This is a genomic window from Streptomyces sp. 130 (assembly GCF_007096885.1).
GTDB lineage: Bacteria > Actinomycetota > Actinomycetes > Streptomycetales > Streptomycetaceae > Streptomyces.
The window spans coordinates 1-16,240 of record NZ_VJNO01000053.1 but is presented as its reverse complement, the minus strand read 5'-3'; the positions used below and the strand labels follow the sequence as shown (position 1 = coordinate 16,240).

The 16,240-nt window shown below is 71.6% G+C and carries 24 protein-coding genes; all 24 read left to right on the top strand.

Features of this window, described 5'->3' with window-relative positions:
* Window positions 1-8 precede the first annotated feature (8 nt).
* The 24 genes from FKN01_RS29665 (at window position 9) to FKN01_RS29560 (ending at window position 16,153) form a co-directional block, all read left to right on the top strand.
* Entirely contained in the window at window positions 9-518 is a 510-nt protein-coding gene (locus FKN01_RS29665) for a hypothetical protein (protein WP_143625743.1), read from the top strand.
* Window positions 515-889 (top strand): hypothetical protein, encoded by a 375-nt coding sequence (locus FKN01_RS29660; protein WP_143625742.1) that lies wholly within the window; start codon window positions 515-517, stop codon window positions 887-889. The genes FKN01_RS29665 and FKN01_RS29660 overlap by 4 nt, the downstream gene beginning before the upstream one ends.
* Window positions 886-1,179, top strand: coding sequence for a hypothetical protein (locus FKN01_RS29655; protein WP_143625741.1), 294 nt, complete (start codon window positions 886-888; stop codon window positions 1,177-1,179). The genes FKN01_RS29660 and FKN01_RS29655 overlap by 4 nt, the downstream gene beginning before the upstream one ends.
* Window positions 1,180-1,362: 183 nt before the next feature.
* Window positions 1,363-1,821, top strand: coding sequence for a hypothetical protein (locus FKN01_RS29650; RefSeq protein ID WP_143625740.1), 459 nt, complete (start codon window positions 1,363-1,365; stop codon window positions 1,819-1,821).
* A 137-nt stretch (window positions 1,822-1,958) separates the two neighbouring features.
* Window positions 1,959-2,816 carry a hypothetical protein gene (locus FKN01_RS29645; protein WP_185993039.1) on the top strand — a complete coding sequence of 286 codons (858 nt, stop codon included), beginning with the start codon at window positions 1,959-1,961 and terminating at the stop codon, window positions 2,814-2,816.
* Window positions 2,813-3,046: a hypothetical protein gene (locus tag FKN01_RS29640; protein WP_143625739.1), complete on the top strand. Its 234-nt coding sequence runs from the start codon at window positions 2,813-2,815 to the stop codon at window positions 3,044-3,046. Before FKN01_RS29645 ends, FKN01_RS29640 begins: the two co-directional genes overlap by 4 nt.
* Window positions 3,047-3,334 (top strand): hypothetical protein, encoded by a 288-nt coding sequence (locus FKN01_RS29635; RefSeq protein WP_143625738.1) that lies wholly within the window; start codon window positions 3,047-3,049, stop codon window positions 3,332-3,334.
* 12 nt (window positions 3,335-3,346) lie between these two features.
* Complete coding sequence (locus tag FKN01_RS29630; protein WP_143625737.1) at window positions 3,347-3,817, top strand: hypothetical protein; 471 nt, start codon at window positions 3,347-3,349, stop codon at window positions 3,815-3,817.
* Window positions 3,795-5,162 carry a terminase large subunit domain-containing protein gene (locus FKN01_RS29625; protein WP_221939390.1) on the top strand — a complete coding sequence of 456 codons (1,368 nt, stop codon included), beginning with the start codon at window positions 3,795-3,797 and terminating at the stop codon, window positions 5,160-5,162. The genes FKN01_RS29630 and FKN01_RS29625 overlap by 23 nt, the downstream gene beginning before the upstream one ends.
* Entirely contained in the window at window positions 5,159-5,467 is a 309-nt protein-coding gene (locus FKN01_RS29620; RefSeq protein ID WP_143625736.1) for a hypothetical protein, read from the top strand. The genes FKN01_RS29625 and FKN01_RS29620 overlap by 4 nt, the downstream gene beginning before the upstream one ends.
* Entirely contained in the window at window positions 5,467-7,293 is a 1,827-nt protein-coding gene (locus FKN01_RS29615; protein WP_143625735.1) for a hypothetical protein, read from the top strand. The genes FKN01_RS29620 and FKN01_RS29615 overlap by 1 nt, the downstream gene beginning before the upstream one ends.
* Entirely contained in the window at window positions 7,290-8,096 is an 807-nt protein-coding gene (locus FKN01_RS29610; protein ID WP_143625734.1) for a phage minor head protein, read from the top strand. Before FKN01_RS29615 ends, FKN01_RS29610 begins: the two co-directional genes overlap by 4 nt.
* A complete protein-coding gene (locus FKN01_RS32715) occupies window positions 8,093-8,230 on the top strand; it encodes a hypothetical protein (protein ID WP_185993038.1) in 138 nt (45 codons plus the stop codon). Before FKN01_RS29610 ends, FKN01_RS32715 begins: the two co-directional genes overlap by 4 nt.
* Entirely contained in the window at window positions 8,223-9,380 is a 1,158-nt protein-coding gene (locus FKN01_RS29605) for a hypothetical protein (RefSeq protein WP_143625733.1), read from the top strand. Before FKN01_RS32715 ends, FKN01_RS29605 begins: the two co-directional genes overlap by 8 nt.
* Before the next feature lies 1 nt (window position 9,381).
* A complete protein-coding gene (locus FKN01_RS32710) occupies window positions 9,382-9,543 on the top strand; it encodes a hypothetical protein (protein ID WP_185993037.1) in 162 nt (53 codons plus the stop codon).
* Window positions 9,544-9,715: 172 nt separating this feature from the next.
* Entirely contained in the window at window positions 9,716-11,488 is a 1,773-nt protein-coding gene (locus FKN01_RS29600) for a major capsid protein (RefSeq protein ID WP_143625732.1), read from the top strand.
* A gap of 69 nt (window positions 11,489-11,557) precedes the next feature.
* Window positions 11,558-12,430 (top strand): hypothetical protein, encoded by an 873-nt coding sequence (locus FKN01_RS29595; RefSeq protein ID WP_143625731.1) that lies wholly within the window; start codon window positions 11,558-11,560, stop codon window positions 12,428-12,430.
* Window positions 12,427-12,657, top strand: coding sequence for a hypothetical protein (locus FKN01_RS29590; protein WP_143625730.1), 231 nt, complete (start codon window positions 12,427-12,429; stop codon window positions 12,655-12,657). The genes FKN01_RS29595 and FKN01_RS29590 overlap by 4 nt, the downstream gene beginning before the upstream one ends.
* The gene (locus tag FKN01_RS29585) at window positions 12,654-13,349 is read left to right on the top strand and encodes a hypothetical protein (RefSeq protein WP_143625729.1); all 696 of its coding nucleotides are present in this window, start codon (window positions 12,654-12,656) and stop codon (window positions 13,347-13,349) included. The genes FKN01_RS29590 and FKN01_RS29585 overlap by 4 nt, the downstream gene beginning before the upstream one ends.
* Window positions 13,350-13,420: 71 nt before the next feature.
* Window positions 13,421-14,227, top strand: coding sequence for a hypothetical protein (locus tag FKN01_RS29580; RefSeq protein ID WP_143625728.1), 807 nt, complete (start codon window positions 13,421-13,423; stop codon window positions 14,225-14,227).
* Window positions 14,224-14,724, top strand: coding sequence for a hypothetical protein (locus FKN01_RS29575; RefSeq protein ID WP_143625727.1), 501 nt, complete (start codon window positions 14,224-14,226; stop codon window positions 14,722-14,724). The genes FKN01_RS29580 and FKN01_RS29575 overlap by 4 nt, the downstream gene beginning before the upstream one ends.
* Window positions 14,725-14,856: 132 nt before the next feature.
* The gene (locus tag FKN01_RS29570) at window positions 14,857-15,264 is read left to right on the top strand and encodes an HK97 gp10 family phage protein (RefSeq protein WP_143625726.1); all 408 of its coding nucleotides are present in this window, start codon (window positions 14,857-14,859) and stop codon (window positions 15,262-15,264) included.
* A gap of 11 nt (window positions 15,265-15,275) precedes the next feature.
* On the top strand, window positions 15,276-15,629 hold the full coding sequence (locus FKN01_RS29565; protein ID WP_143625725.1) for a hypothetical protein: 354 nt from the start codon (window positions 15,276-15,278) through the stop codon (window positions 15,627-15,629).
* Window positions 15,626-16,153 carry a hypothetical protein gene (locus FKN01_RS29560; RefSeq protein ID WP_143625724.1) on the top strand — a complete coding sequence of 176 codons (528 nt, stop codon included), beginning with the start codon at window positions 15,626-15,628 and terminating at the stop codon, window positions 16,151-16,153. The genes FKN01_RS29565 and FKN01_RS29560 overlap by 4 nt, the downstream gene beginning before the upstream one ends.
* Window positions 16,154-16,240 lie beyond the last annotated feature (87 nt).

Here is a 16,240-nt window from a genome sequence, read left to right as displayed (position 1 = left end):
GGAACCCCATGAACATCGTTACCATCGGCGGCGTCACCATCGGCCTCGCCATCCTCCTCGGCAACCTCATCAGCTGGTGGCCCGGCCTGAAGGGCCTCCGCAAGGACCCCGCCGGCCGCGCCGCCGAACTCGCCCCCTTCCTCGCCGCCTGGGCGTACGGCGTCCTTGCGATCCTCACCGTGGGCGGACTCATCGGCTGGATCGCCGACACCGCCCTGTGGATCACCAACTGGCTCGGGGATGTTGCACTCGTCTGGGGCGTCGGCGGGCGGATTGGCCAGCACGGCCGCGCAGTCGCCTACCTGCCGCTCACCCAAACCGGCACGGCGATCGTGCTCCTGCTCACCGTGTGCGTCATGGTTGCCGCGAGGAATCCGAAGCGCGGCCCTCAGCTCAAGGCCGGCGCCTGGTGCGGCATCTGCCTCGGCACGTCGGCCGGGGTCGCGGGGTTCGCTGCCGTTCCCCTCGCCACTGCCGTCAACTGGCTCGGGGACTCACTGTACGGGGCCGTCGTATGAGCCCGAAGAAGAAGACCGCGCCCGAGCCCGAGGAGGAGCAGGAGCCGTCCCGCGCGGGCGGGGCGCTCGTCCTCACCGTCCTCGCCGGGGCCGGACTCGGGGGCGTGTACGCGGCTTCCCCGGCCGTCGCCGTCGGCGTCGTCTGGGTGGTCGGCGCGGGCGCCCTTTGGAAGGCCGCCCGCCGTGGGGCGGTGTCCGATTCGTCCGCCACTCCCCCACCGCCCCCCACCCGCCCCTCCTGCCGTGAATGCGCAGGTCACACGCTCATCAGCGCAACCCCTCTTGAAGGCCAGAAGGGGATGTTGATCTACAAGAGCGCCCCCGCCGACCGCCCCAACCACACCCACATCCACGTACAGGAGGCACCATGACCACGCAGACCACCACCGCCTGGCCGGCCGGCGTCATCGCCCGCTACCTCACCGTCGGCGGCGCCACCGTCGATGTGACCCACCAGCTCACCGTGCACAATCCGCCGGAGCCCTATGCGACGCTCGCGGCCTGCTCCGGATGCCCGGCGTCCTCCGAGCACTCCCACCACCGCCTCGTCTGGGGCATGACCGTCCAGCGCGAAGAGCACCACCCCGAGGCCGCCACCCGAGACGCCCGCGCCTGGGCCCAGTCCCACGCCGAGACCTGCCGGGCCATGCCCAAGCCCTGACCCGCCTCCGTTGTCAGCCCCCAGCGCTACCGTGGTTGGTGGTGGCACCCGCCACCATCCGTACGGATTGCGCTGGCTGCCGAGCTGCTACGGACCTGAAGCCCCCGACCATCCCCCGGCGGGGGCTTCACCGTTCCCCCACCCCCGTGACACCATCCCCCCACACACCACCCAGGGGGGACCATGCACACCCGCACCACCGCCGCCGTCCTCGCGGCCGGCCTGCTCGCCACGCTCACCGCCTGCGGCAGCAGCGACGACGACAAGCCCGCCACCACATCCAGCGCGCCGACGGCCACCGCCGCAGAGACGCCGGCCACGACCCCGGCCGACGACGGCACCGACGCGCTCGCGGCCGCCGTCACGGCGTACACCGCCGCGTACTTCCAGGGCGACGCCGACACCGCGTACAGCGCCCTGTCCGCCCGCTGCGCCGGGAAGATCACCGCCGCCCAGTACGAGGGCGTTGTGAAGCAGGCCGCCACCGAGTACGGCCCCGACCACCCCGCCACCGGCATCACGGCCGAGGTGTCCGGGGACCTCGCCCGCGTCACCTACAAGGTCACCGGGCTCCCCAAGTTCGACCAGAACGGACAGCCCTGGGCGCGCGAGAGCGGCACCTGGCACTACGACGCCTGCTGACCCCCGATCCCACCACAGCCCCCGAGCCCCGCGGCCGGGGGCTTTCCCATGCCCTGCGCGGGTACCATGCCCCCACACCTTCGTAAGGGGTGCACAATAGGACTGCCCCTTACCCGCCGTAGCGAGGAGCACCGCCGATGGGGACCGGACCGCAGCGCTACCCAGGCGCACAGCTCAGTCACTGGTACCAGGGCCGCTACGGTGGCGACGCGATGGAGTCGAACGTCGTCGTCTGGCACACCACGGAGGGCACATCCCTCCCCGACTACGGCGGCGGGGCATCGGCGCCCAACTTCACCGCCGTTCCCGACTTCGCCAACAAGCGGCTGAACTGGTACCAGCACTTCGACTTCGACATCTCGTCCCGCGCCCTCGTCAACAAGGCAGGCGGCGTGGAGACGAACACCCTGAACGCCGTACAGGTCGAACTCGTCGGCACGTGCGACCCCACCACCCACAAGCGCTGGGACACCAAGCCCCACCTCTACACCCCCGAACTCCCCGCCTGGGTCATCCGCGACCTTGGGGCGTTCGCCCGCTGGGCCCGCGACCACCACGACGTCCCCCTCACCTCCGGGCAGACGTTCGTCGCCTACCCGGCCAGCTTCGGGGCCACGAAGACCCGCATGACCAACGCCGAGTGGAACAACTTCCGGGGCCACTGTGGGCACCAGCACGTCCCCGAGAACGACCACGGCGACCCCGGCCGCTTCCCCATCGCGGCCATCCTCAAGGCCGCCACCACCACAACCCAGGAGACCCCCGTGGCCGACCTCACCGCGTTCGATGTCTGGAACTACAAGAACACCGAGCAGGGCGAGACCAGCGACACCTACGCCTACCTCCGCAACACCAAGGCCAAGGTGGACGACATCAAGACCGACGTGATCCGCGTCGGCGGACAGGTCGCCGAGCAGCGCACCACCCTCGTAGCGATCTTCACCCTCCTCAAGAGCGTGTCCGACCGCCTCGACCAGCTGGAGGCCAAGGCATGAGCACCCCCACCCTCCTCCTCGACGCGGGCGAGCGCGCCGCCTGGACCGGAGCCCAGGCCGCGGTCGCCGTCCTCGCGACCGACCTCGCCGACATACCCGTCTGGTGGGCCGCCCCCGCCGCGCTCGTCCTCGCCGCCGCCAAGGGCTGGATCGCCGGACACCTCGGCCGCCCCGGCACCGCCTCCACCCTCCCCGCCACCGCAGACCCCGCCAGCACCAGGGCGGTGTAGGTGGTGACCCCGCAGGAGGTAACACAGGTCGCCGTCGAACTCGAACGCCTGCGCGGGGCAGTCGACACCGGGTTCGCCACCCTCAACGGCCGCCTCGACACCGCCCTCCAACGCACCACCCAAGCCGAGAAGGACATAGCCGACCTCGAAACCAAGGTCGACAAAGGCCTGGACGAGCTCGGCGGGCGCGTCTCCTCTCTGGAACGCGCCCGCTGGCCCCTCCCCACCATCGGCGCCCTCACCGGCGTCGCAGGCGCCGTCACCGCCGTACTCGCCCTCATCCGATAGGAGGCACCGCCCATGACCGACGACTGGGCACGCCGCGACGGCGAGACCACGCCCGCCTTCGAAGCGTTCCGCGTCTACCGCGACCTGGGCGCCGCCCGCAGCATCCGCGCCGTCGCGAAGACCTTGGGCAAGTCGGCCCAACTCCTCGAACGCTGGTCCCGCACCCACGACTGGGTCGCCCGAGCCACCGCATACGACAACCACCGCGACGCCGAACACCTCGACGCCACCGCCGAGCAGGAAGCCGAACTTCTCTCCCGGCTCCTCGACAGCGCCGAACTCATGCGTCACCGCGCCCACCAAGTTCTCGCCTCCGCCGAGGACATCAGCCCCGCCCTTGCCGTCCGCATGCTCGAAGCAGCAGCGAAGATCCTCGCCACCCGCCGCGGCCTCAAGACCGACGAGCCCGACCACCAGGCCACCGTCGACGTCGTCGCCCTCGCAACGGAGCTGATGAACCGTGGCCGCAGCCCCCAGTCTTGAGGCGATCCACGCCCACAGCGAAGCCCGCGGCGGAGTGTGGCGCGGCGGCGTCGCCCGCCCCGAACAGCTTGCCCCCGACGGTGATTGGGACACCTGGCTCCTCCTCGCCGGCCGGGGCTTCGGGAAGTCCCGCACCGGTGCCGAGTGGGTCCTCGAACAGGCCCTCGCCATGCCCGGCAGCCGCGGCGCGCTCGTCGCCCCCACCGCGTCCGACTGCCGCGACATCATGGTGGAGGGCGAGTCGGGGATCATGGCCTGCGCGCTGCCCGGCCTCGCCCAGTACGAGCCGTCGAAGCGCCGTATCACCCTCGCCAACGGGTCCATCCTCACCTGCTACAGCGCCGACGAGCCGGACCGCCTCCGCGGCCCGCAGCACCACTACGGGTGGCTGGACGAACTCGCCTCGTGGCGGCACCTCCAGCACGCCTGGGACATGCTCCAGATGGGCATGCGCCTGGGCGAACACCCCCGCATCTGCATCACGACGACGCCGCGTCCCCTGCCGCTGATCAAGGAGCTGCTGAAGGACGACCGGACCGCCGTCGTCCGCGGTTCCACGTACGCGAACCTCGCGAACCTGGCGCCCTCGTTCCGGCGCGCTGTGATCTCCCGCTACGAGGGCACGACGCTCGGCCGGCAGGAGCTGGACGCCGAGGTCCTGGAGGACCTGCCCGGCGCGCTCGTGGCCCGCGCCCACATCGACGGCGCGCGGGTCCGCCCCGAGGACGTGCCCGAGCTGATCAGCATCGTCGTCGGCCTCGACCCGGCCGGCACATCCAGGGGCGACGAGACCGGCCTCGTGGTCACCGGGTGGGGCGTGGACAAGCACCACTACGTCCTCGCCGACGCGTCCCGCCGCCGCTCCCCGGACGAGACCGCCCGGGCGGCGTACGCCCTGCTGGAGCAGCACGACGCGGTCAAGGTGGTGGTGGAGGACAACGGCGGCAAGGACTGGATCGAGTCCGTACTCACCCGCGTGTGGCGGGACCTTCACGGCGACGACGCCGGGCCCGCCCCCATCCGCCGCGTCAACGCCGCCCAGGGCAAGAAACTGAGGGCGCAGCCCGTCGCGATGCTGTACGAGCAGGGCCGCGTCCACCACGTCGGCGCGTTCCCCGAGTTGGAGGACCAGCTCACCACCTGGATTCCCGAAGAGGACCCGAACTCGCCCGACCGCATCGACGCGTTGGTGCACGCCGTCACCCACCACATGAAGCGCGACCGCGCCTCGGCCGCCCTCGTATCCCCGCACCGGGCCGCCCAGCAGCGCCGTACCCCCGCCGTCCACCCCGTCCTCGCCGCACGGCAGGCAGCCACCCAGCGCCGCACAGGAGCCCCCCGATGACCGACCCTGTCCTGCCCTTCCTCGTCTTCTTCAACACGCTGCTTGCAGGCGCCCGTCTAACCCGGCTCATCACCCAGGACCGCATCACCCGCGCCCCCCGCGAGTGGGCGTTGCGGCGCCTCCCCGACGGGCACCTGCTCGCCTACCTGCTGGTGTGCAGCTGGTGCGTGTCCATGTACGTGGGCACCGCCACGGCCGCCTCGTGGATGGCGTGGGGCGATCACTGGGTGTTCAGAGGAGTTACGGCCGCCCTCGGCATGAGCTACGTCGTCGGGTGGCTTGCCGCCCGAGAGGAGTCCTCCTGATGCCCCTGCTCCGACGCCGCCGGGAGGCGGACACCCAGGCGCCGCCCAGGGCCATCGCAGCCGCCGCCATGCCCATGTCCGGGCCCGGCGTCCTCCGCGCCTCCAAGGCCCGCAAGCAGACAACGAACTCCGACTGGCAGCGGGAGGGCTGGTACTACTTCGACGTCATCGGCGAACTCCGCGGGCCCCTCGTGTGGATCGCCAACGCCGTGTCCCAGGCCGACGTGCACGCCACGGAGCTGGACCCCGAGACCGGGAAGCCGACCGGGCCGTCAGACAACCCCACCGCGAAGGCGGTTGCCGCGCAGGTGCTCGGTGGCCCCGCACGGCGCGGCGGGCTCCTCCGCGTCCTCTCCCTCTGCTGGCAGGTCCCCGGTGAGGCGTGGGTCATCGTCAAGCCCACCCCCGCCCGGCGCGGGCAGACGCAGCCGGATGAGTGGATCGTCCTGCCCCCGTCCAAGGTCAAGGCCAAGGGGTCCGGCGCGGACGCCCGCTGGGAGTACACCGACCCCATGACCGGCGTCGACATGGCGCTGGAGCCCGCCGCCCGCCTGTTCCGTGTCTGGTGCCCCCACCCCGCCGACTACATCCAGGCCGACAGCGCGGTCCGCCCGGCCCTCCCCATCTGCCGCGAGGTGGAGAAGGCCAGCCAGAACATCGCGGGCCGCCTCGACAGCCGCCTCGCATCAGCCGGGCTCCTCGCCCTCGCCGACGACCTCGACTTCCCCAAGGGCGAGCACGAGACCACCGCCATGGCGTTCATGGACGAACTGCTGTCCGCCGCCGAGACCGGCATCCAGCAGCCCGGCACCGCTGCCGCCGTCGTACCGTTGGTGTTCAACGCCCCCGGCGAACTCATCGCCAACGGGGGCGCAGCGGCGTTCATCGACACCGCCACCGAGTTCGTGTCCTCCGTCGTGGACCTGCGCAACGACGCGTTGGCCCGCCTCGCAGCGACCCTCGACATGCCGCGCGACGTCGCGGCCGGCACGCAGGGCGAGTCCAACCACTGGTCGGCGTGGCAGGTGGAGGAGTCCACGTACAAGATCTTCATCGAGCCGCTGCTGAAGGAGATCGGCGACGCGATCACGGCCGAATGGTTCCGGCCCGCGCTGATGGCCGCCGGGATGACGGAGGAGCAGGCGGCCGCGTACGAGGTCGGGTGGGACACTACCGCCATCGTGGCCCGGCCGGACGACACGGAGAACCTGCGCGACCTCCACGACCGGCTCCTCATCTCCGACGAGTACATGCTCGCCGAGAACGGGGTGCCCGAGGATGCCCGGCCGGACGACGCCGAGTACACGAAGCGGCTGCTGGAGTCCATGGTCAAGGCCGCTCCGACGCTGCTGTCCGATCCGAACGTGGCTCAGGCGTTGGGTCTGGAGATCACCGTGGCCCCGGCAGCAACCGGGGTGTCCGGGGAGGTGACCGGCGGGGAGCTGGAGCCCAGCAGCCCCGAGCTGGAGCAGCGGGCTCTCCCGGCCACGCAGGACGAGGAGCCGGACCCGGCCAGCGTTCCCGACGGGCTGGTGGCCGCTGCCGAGCTGCTGGTGTTCGATGCCCTGTCCCGGGCCGGGGGGCGGCTCATCACGCGGGAGAACCGGGGCCAGTTCACGGCCACTCCGAAGCACGAGCTGCATACCGTCATCGCGGCTGCCGACATCAACGCACTGATGGAGGGCTCGTTCCAGTTCGTGGATGGGGTCGCCGAGGCGTTCGGCATGTCACCCGACTTCCTGAACCAGCGGCTGCGTGACTACACGCGTCGGCTGATCGCCACGGGCAAGCCCCACGACCGGGCCCGGCTTCGGATGTTCCTGTGAGCATCCCTCCGGACGACTTCCTGCCCGCCCGGCTGCGCGCGTTGGCGTTCATCCGCCAGGGCGAGCAGCGCATCGGTACCGCCTGGTTCCGGGCGTTGAGCCGGTTCCTGGATCGGGTGCGGCCGGCCGTGACCCGTGGCGGCGGTGTGGACCCGGCCCGCGTCGGCGACCACCGCCAGTTCTGGACGGATCAGGTCAACGTCGAGATCATGCCCGTGGTGTCCGGGGTGCTGTCGGATGCGTGGCGGCGCGTCACCCGAGCCGGTGACCCCGCCTCGGACCCGTGGACCGCCGACTACCTCAACCAGGCCGGCAACCGACTCGTCAGGCTGCCGGACGAGGTGTACGCGCTGATCGTGGCCGAGGTGGAGCGGGGCATTCGGGAGCAGGACGACGTCCCCACGATCACGGCCGCCGTCGATGCGGTGTTGACGGCGACGGGCAGCGAGCGGTGGCCGAACCGGGCCCGTGTCGTGGCCCGTACCGAGACGATGGCGGCGGTGAACGGCGGCCTTTACCGGGCCGCCGTCCTCGACTCGGAGCAGCGCGGAGACCCCGCCCCGTTCAAGGCGTGGCTGGCGACGGCGGACCAGCGGACCCGGCCGACGCACCGTGAAGCCGACCACCAACAGACGCTGCTCACGTCGCCGTTCGTGGTGGGTGGGGCGCAGCTGATGTACCCCGGGGACCCGCGCGGCCCCGCCCAAGAGGTCATCCAGTGCCGGTGCACGATGCTGCCCGTCGTACTGGGCGAACCCATCGACTGGACCGACCGGCAGAACGCCAGAGGAGCGGACACGTGATCTTCATGCAGGAGGACGGCGTCAGCCTCGTGGCCCACGTGGGCGCCCCCGTCACCGTCGAGCACGACGGGGCCGAGGTGTGCATCGAACTCCCCATCGACGTTGAGATACTGGAGGTGGCCAGCGATGGCTAGGACTTGGAACGCGGTGCTCGCGCGCCTGGGCGTGCCGACCGGCGACGGCCGCATCATCGATCCGGCCGGGGGCTCGTCCCGCGACCTGCCGCTGCCCCTGTCGTGGCAGGAACTCTCCGACGACGGCCACGGCGGGTCCCGCGTCGTCGGCCGCATCGAAACCATGCGGATCGCGGACGGCATGGTCACCGCCACCGGCACCATGCTGGAGGACATCCCCTACGCGGTGACCGAGCAGCTGGAGGCCGGAATCGTCGGCCCGTCGGTGGACTTGGACGACATCGAGTACGTGATGGACGACGCCGAGCGGATCGTGATCACGCAGTGGCGGGTCGCCGGGGCCACGCTCGTCAGCATCCCCGCCTTCGCGGACGTGTCGCTGACCCTGGACCCGCTCCCGGCCGAGCCGCTGAGCGAGCCCGTCGCGGACGTGGCGGACGCTCTGTGGGCCTCTGCCGCGCCCGAGCAGCTGCCCCCGGCCGAGTGGTTCGCTGCCCCGTCGTTCGACGCCCTGACGCCCCTCACAGTCACCCCGGAGGGCCGCGTCTTCGGGCACGTCGCGCCGTGGGATCAGTGCCACGTTGGGCTGCCCGGGTGCGTCACCCCGCCGTCGTCGCCGTCCGGCTACTCGTACTTCCACGTCGGGGAGCAGCGCTTGGCCGACGGCACCGTCACCCCGGCCGGGACGCTCGTCGCCGGGCCCCGGCATGCGGACCTGTCCGCAGGGTTCCAGGCCGCGCAGCAGCACTACGACGACCCCGCCGCCGCCGTCGCCCGCGTCATCGCCGGGGAGGACGAGTTTGGGGTGTGGGTCGCCGGGTGGGTGCTGCCCGAGGCGTCGCCCGAGGCGGTGGAGACGTTCAAGTCGAGCCCGGTCAGCGGGGACTGGCGGCGCGTGGGCGGGGCGCTGGAGCTGATCGGGGTCTGCTCGGTGAACGTGCCGGGGTTCCCGGTTCCGCGCGCCCGCGTGGCGTTCAGCAGCGGGGCGCAGCGGGCGCTGGTCGGCGCCTTCGGCGTCACGCCGCGCTTCGGGGCGCCCAGAAGCGTGCAGGTCAGCGACTTCCCGGCGCCGGGAAAGCCGGACGAACCGGGCAACGAGATGGAGCGCGCGCGGCTGGCGTGGGCGCTCGCAACCACAGAGGAGCACTGACATGGCCGGATGCTGCGGGCAGTCGAAGCCCACCCAGGACTACATGATCACGTACAAGGACGGGTCGACCGAGCGCGTCCCGTCGACGGAGGGCGTGATCACCGTCCGTCAGAAGATCATCAAGGGAGGTGGGGGTACCTTCCGCATGGTCCCCAAGCAGTAAGGGCCAATGCGAGCCCGCACCCCTTACCGCACGTAAGAGCCCAACCAGCGGGGCGCCCATTACACAAGGGCGCCCCGTTTGGTCTACCCTGACCCCGTACCCCGGTGCTGGCGGTGGGCCGACCGGTGACACGACGAGACACATCCGTCTGCCACCGAGAGGAGCACCCGCCATGGCAGATGACCCGACCCCCCAGACGCCCGAGCAGCCCGAGGCCCCGGCCGCGTTCGACCCGGCAACCGCCACGGACGAAGCCCTCTACGCCGAGTACACCCGGGTCCGCACCGAGGGCCAGGAGCTGTCCGCGCAGGCCGACGCCGACCCCGCGAAGCTGACCGAGCTGGCCGCCGCGATTCCCGCCCTCAAGGCCGAGATCGACAACCGGCAGGCCAAGGCCGCCGAGGTCCAGGCCGCCCGCGACGCGTTCAGCTCCCTCCCCGAACTCGCCGCCCCCGCACCGGCCGTCCCGGAACCGTCGGCCGCCGAGCCGACGCCCGAGCCCGCCACGCCGATTCAGGTGCCGTCCGTCGCCGAGATGAGCGCGCAGCAGCGCCCCGTCCCGGCCCGGACCGAGCCCGAGCCGCGCGGCGACCGCACCCGCATCGTCTTCGCCTCCGAAGGCGCGTCCGCCATCGGCGCCAACGTTGGCGCGGACGCCACCGTCCGCGACCTCGCCCACGCCTCCACCCGCCTCTTCGGTCAGTACGGGCGCAGTATGTCCGGCGTCAAGGCCCGCCATGCCGTCGGCCAGTTCACCCGCGACCGCGGCGAGCTCCGCCTCACCGGCCGCGACCGCGCCGCCGACGAGGAGACCCTGGCCAAGCTCCGCTCGCAGGCCCGCCTCCAGGGTGGTTCCCTCATGAGCGCCTGGACCAAGTCCGTGGAGGCTGGTGGCGGCGGCATGGGAGCCCTCACCGCAGCCGCCGGCTGGTGCGCCCCGTCCGAGACCGACTACGACCTGTGCCAGCTGTGGGAACGGGACGGTGTCCTCGATCTGCCGACGGCCGGCGCTCCGCGCGGTGGTGTCAACTACACGAACGACTGGTCGTGGGCGCAGATCATGGATGCGTCCCTCACCAGCTTCACGAAGCTGACCGAGGCGCAGGTCATCGCCGGGACCGAGAAGAACTGCACAGAGCTGCCCTGCCCCACGTTCACCGAGCGGCGCCTGGACGTGGCCGTCAGCTGCGTCACCGGGTCGTTCCTCCAGGACGTCGGCTACCGCGAGTCCGTCGCGGCGCTGATCGACGGGTTGACCCTCAAGCACGAGCTGGAAATCAACCGCGACGTCATCTCCCAGATCGTCACCCAGGCCGGCGCCCCGATCGTGATCCCCGCGCAGGGCGCCACCCCCGCTGTCGGATCGGGCCCTGACTCGTCCGCAGTCTCCTCGATCCTGGCCGCCCTCGACGTCGCCGCGATCGACATGCGGTACCGCGAGCAGATGGGCGAGAACCAGGTGCTGGAGGTCGTCCTCCCGCAGTGGGTCCTCGCGCAGTGGCGTGCGGACATCGGCCGCCGCAACGCCTGGCACAGCGATCCGTTTGCCCTCGCCAACGCGACGATCATGTCGTGGTTCACGGCCCGGAACATTCGCCCGCAGTTCGTGCGTGGCTGGCAGGATGCCCAGTCCGGGTTCGCGACGGGCCCCGGCGACATCGTCGCGCCGATCACCCCGATCACCAGCCTGCCGACCACGGTGAACTTCCTGCTGTACCCGGCCGGCGCGATCGTCCTGCTGCGCGAGGACGTCATCACGCTCACCAACGTGTACGACTCCACGAACCTGCGCCAGAACCTCTACACCGCACTTTTCCTCGAGGAAGGCTACGCGCCGATCTTCCCGTGCGGCGAGGTCCGCCAGTACACCGCGCAGGCGTGCCCGTCGGGTGCCACCGGCGCCCAGGTCTGGACGTCCTGCGCCGTCCCGGCCGCCGCCGCCTGACCCCCCCCCTGATCCGGCGCCGCCCTACGTCCCCACGGGGCGGCGCCTCCCAGGCAGAGAGGAGGGGGCATGGCAACGATCCTGACGAATCCGCAGGAGGTCCCGGCTCCGGCCCCGCCGGGTCGCCGGTACGGGCTGTTCGACGCGGCGATCATGCCGGGCGCGCTGTCCGGCTCCGTGGTCGCGTCCGGGCTGACGTTCGCGGCCGAGGACTGCGGCGTCTCCGTCAGCCTCTACAACCCCGGATGCGAACCCCCGCACCCCGAGAAGCCCTTCGTGGAGGGGATGCAGTGGGTGGAGTCGGCCCCGTACTGGGCGCTGACCACCTACCAGTGCGGCACCGTCGGCACCGCAGCGGACGACGTCGCCCGGCGCGTCCGACGCCGCTACAACGCCGGCGTCCAGTGGGCGATCGAGGCCACCGTGTGGACCGGCAGCGGTCAGGCCGGCGTGCCCAGCCTGTCGAACGCCACGGCCACGACGGTGACCCCGGACGCCCCCGGTGCCGGTGCGGCGATCGCTGCCCTGGAGGAGGCGTTCTACGACCAGCACGGCTACATGGGCACCATCCACATGAACCAGCGTGGCTACGCGGCCGCGCAGTATGCCGGTCTCCTGACCCGCCAGGGCGGTGCTGGGGCGCTGCGGACCCCGCTCGGGTCGTCGTGGGCGCTCGGCGCCGGGTACGGCGTCACAGGGCCCGAAGGCGCCGCCCCTGACGACGGGTTCGTGTGGGCGTTCATGACCCCGCAGGTCTACCTGTGGGAGACCCCCGTCCCCCAGCCGGACCCGGTGCAGACCCTGGACCGGCTCCACAACCAGTGGATGGCCGTCACCGAGGCCGTCTGGGTCCACGCGTGGCTGTGCGACACGGTCATGGCCGTCCAGGTCCCAGTCGCGGCCCCGGCCACTGTCGATATCACCCCGGCGGTGACCCCATGACGGAGTGGCAGCCGATCGTGCCGGGGGCGGGTGAGGCGCAGGAGGTGGCGCGCCTGCTCCTCGCCCTCGCCGATGACCCCGCCCATGTCCGGACCCAGCGCGGCGGCTCGGAGTTCCTGGTGCCGCCGTACCTGGCCGAGAAGTTCGTCCAGCCCGAGCCCGAGCCCGAGAAGCCGAAGACGACGAAGCCGCGCGCGCGGCGCAGCAGTAAGGAGAGTGGATCATGACTCAGTGTGCAGCTCTGTCGCGCGGCCGCATGATGCGGCTGACGCGGCTGGACGAGTGCGGGGCCCCCGTCCCCGGCCCCACCGGCAGCCTGGTGTCGAAGGGGTTCGTGCAGGTGGTGTCGACCCCGGTCTACCAGGACCAGGAGGACATCACGCAGACCGACGCCAACGGCGACACGTGCATCGATGACCAGAGTGACCCGGCGCTGCGGTGGCTGACGCTCCAGATCGACCTGTGCAACATCGACCCCGACGCCATCAACATCATCACCGGGGCGCCCCTGGTCGTGAACGACGCGGCCACCCCCGAGAGCATCGGCTTCCGGTGGGACGCGGCCACGCTCGGCACTGCCAATTTCGCGCTGGAGATCTGGTCGGGGATCAGCGGCCAGGCGTGCACCGGCGGCGAGCCCAGCTTCGGCTACTGGCTGTACCCGTACGTCGTGCAGGCGCAGATCAACGAGTACACCGTGGCGAACGCCGCGCTGACGCTGTCGATGACGGCCCGGACGTCGGCCGGGTCGCTGTGGGATGTCGGCCCGTACGACATCCGCCGTGACGCCGTCACCCCGGCCACGCTCGAACCGCTGGCCACCGCGATCAGCGCGACGCAGCACGGGCACTTCGAGATCACGTCCGCCCCGCTGCCCACCCCGGGCTGTGGCGCGGTCGAACTGCCCGAGGCTGCCTGACCGGCGCCCGGCGGGGCGGGGACGGCTCCCCCCTCCCCGCCGGGACCACCACCATCTGAGAGGAGGACCCCGTGACCACCCCCACCGCCCCGTGCGACTGGGACATCGATACGTCGTGCTGCCCCGACTGGGCCAACTACAGCCCGGGGGTGCAGGCGCGCGCGACGGCGCTGGCCGTGGCGGTCCTCGACGGGCTCACCGGGCACCAGTTCGCCCAGTGCCCCATCGCGTACCGGCCCTGCGGCCCGGCCTGCGCCGGGGGCGGCGGCTACATGTCGTGGCCGGTCGGCATGGGCGTCGTCGGTGGCGGGGCCGGGCCGTGGATGGTTCCGTACGTCGACGCTGGGGTGTGGCGGAACTGCGCATGCCCGGGGGCGTGCGGGTGCGGCGCCCGGTGCGAGACCCCGTTTCCGACCAGCGTGGCCGCCGTGTCCGAGGTCCGTATCGACGGGGTCGTCCTGGACCCGTCCGCGTACCGGCTGGACTCCTGGCGCGGCATCCCCCGCCTCGTCCGCACGGACGGCGACTGCTTCCCCCACTGCCAGGACATGAACCTCGCCCCGGCCGCGGTCGGCGCCTACGTCATCACGTACCAGCCCGGCCGGCCACTCCCCGAGGCTGGTCGCATCGCCGCCGGTGACCTCGCCTGCGAGTTCGCGAAAGCCTGCTCGGGCGCGGACTGTGCGTTGCCACAGCAGCTGGCGTCCCTGTCCCGCAACGGCGTCGACCTCCAGGTCGTGGACCCGACCACCGTACTGGAGCGGGGGATGACCGGGGTGCACTCGGTGGACTTGTGGGTGCAGTCGGTCAACCCGGCGGGCCGGTCCCGTCGGTCCCGTGTCGCCTCCCCCGACACCTACCGGGGGCGGTTCCAGTGACCCACGCCATGGACCTGGCCCAGCAGCTCCTCGCCTGCTTCCAGGCCGAGCTACAGGACCCGCACCCGCGACCGATCGACCCGGCCTACGTGATGCTGCGCGCCGGCGCCGAGGTCACCCCGCTCCTGTCCACGACCGGTGACGAGTGCTGCCGGGGGCTGGGCTGGGTGCGGGTCGCGTCGATCACCGGGGTCCGGCAGATCGGCGACACGGCCACGACGGCCGGCTGTTTCGGGCAGGAGCGGACGCTGACGTTGGAGCTGGGGACCGCCCGGTGCGCTCCGACGCCGGGCGCCTCGTCCATCCCGTCCGAGGACGACTGGACGGCCGTGGCGCTGCTGCTGGATGAGGACTGCGGGGCGATGGAGCGGGCGATCTGCTGCGCGTTCGCGGACGCCGACGACGTGGCGGTCGGCGAGTACCAGCCGTTCGGACAGGACGGTAACTGCATCGGCGGCCTCATGACCGTCCAGATCGCGATGGAGGCGTGCTGCTGATGACCGACAAGAGGGTGCGGGTCCGGGCCCGGGTGAGCTTCCACGACATCCGGCAGGGCGACGAGGCGGACGTGGTCCTGGACGACGTCATGCGGGGCTGGGTGGCTGGCGGGTTCATGGAGGTGATCGGAGGTGCCGAGGACGAGGCTCGATCGGGCGGCGCTGTCGCGGACGATCCGGGGCGCCAGCCGAAACGAGCTCGACGCCGCCGCGCGGCAGGTGCTGAACCGGGCGAAGATCCTCGCCCCGGTGGACACGGGCCGACTCCGGGCGTCGATCCGGATCGAGTCCCGGCGGACGCTGACTCTGCGGACGATCTACACGATCGGCAGTGACGTCTTCTACGCGCCGTACGTCAACGACGGCACCAAGCCGCACAAGATCCGGCCGAAGCGGGCCAAGGCCCTGCGCTTCAAGGTCGGCGGCCGGACCGTGTTCGCCGCCGTCGTCAACCACCCCGGCACCAAGCCCAATCCGTTCCTGGACCGGGCCCTACGCGAGGTAGCCGCATCCCGCGGCTACCAGTTCAAGCACGACTGATGGGGACACAGATGGACACACAGACCGCAGCGACAGCACCGGGACCCACCGCCGAGGAGCAGGCGCTCCGCGAGGCGTACCCGGCCGTGACCCAGTTCAAGGGCCGCACCATCCGGTACGCGCCCCTGTCCGAGGGGCAGACGGTGGCAATCAGCGCCCTGGAACGGGACGACGACGGCCACCTGGAGCCCAGCTCGTTCAAGGTCCTCCTCGCCGTCCTAGAAGGCTGCGTGGGCCCGGAGCAGTGGCAGCGCATCCGCCTCGACCTCGCCCGCAAGAAGCTCGACCCCGCCGACGTCATGCAGCTGCTCATCAAGATCGTGGACAAGGCGAAGCGCACCGCCGAGAAGACGGCCGCAGCGTGATCCGGGGCCCGTTCGCGTGCGAGCCGCTGCGCGTCACCATCGCCAGCGAGCGGGTCACCCTGCCCTACTCCCCGGCCGCCCGATGGATCGGCGCGATCTGCGGCAGCGCCACCACCGCCGGAGCCCTGCTCCCCCTACTCACCGACGAGGACCGGGACCGCATCATCACGCGCCTCGCGCGGGGCACGCTCCCCGCCGATGCGGTCGCCAGCGGGTTCTACGACGTCCTGCGCGCGGCGGTACCAGAGCTGGCGTGGTGGGAGACGTACCGGCTCCTCGCTCTGTCCGCGCAGCCGTCACCGGCCGGCCGGATGCTCCTGGCCGGGCTGAATCCGTGGCTCCAACCACCGGCGGCGTGGTGCTACGCCGTGTACGAGCTGCTGACGCAGGACGTTGCGGAGAAGGACCGGTTCCGGTTCGACGCGCAGCTGAAGACCCCGCCCACCGGGGTGGATGACGACTTCGGCGACATGGACTTTGACCAGATGGTGGCTGTCGCCCGCAGCACACCCGGCATGGGATGAGGTGACACCGTGGCATCACAGGCCGAAGTCGACCTGATCGTCAACGCCACCCGCACGCTGCCGGACCTGGAACGGGACCTGGACCGT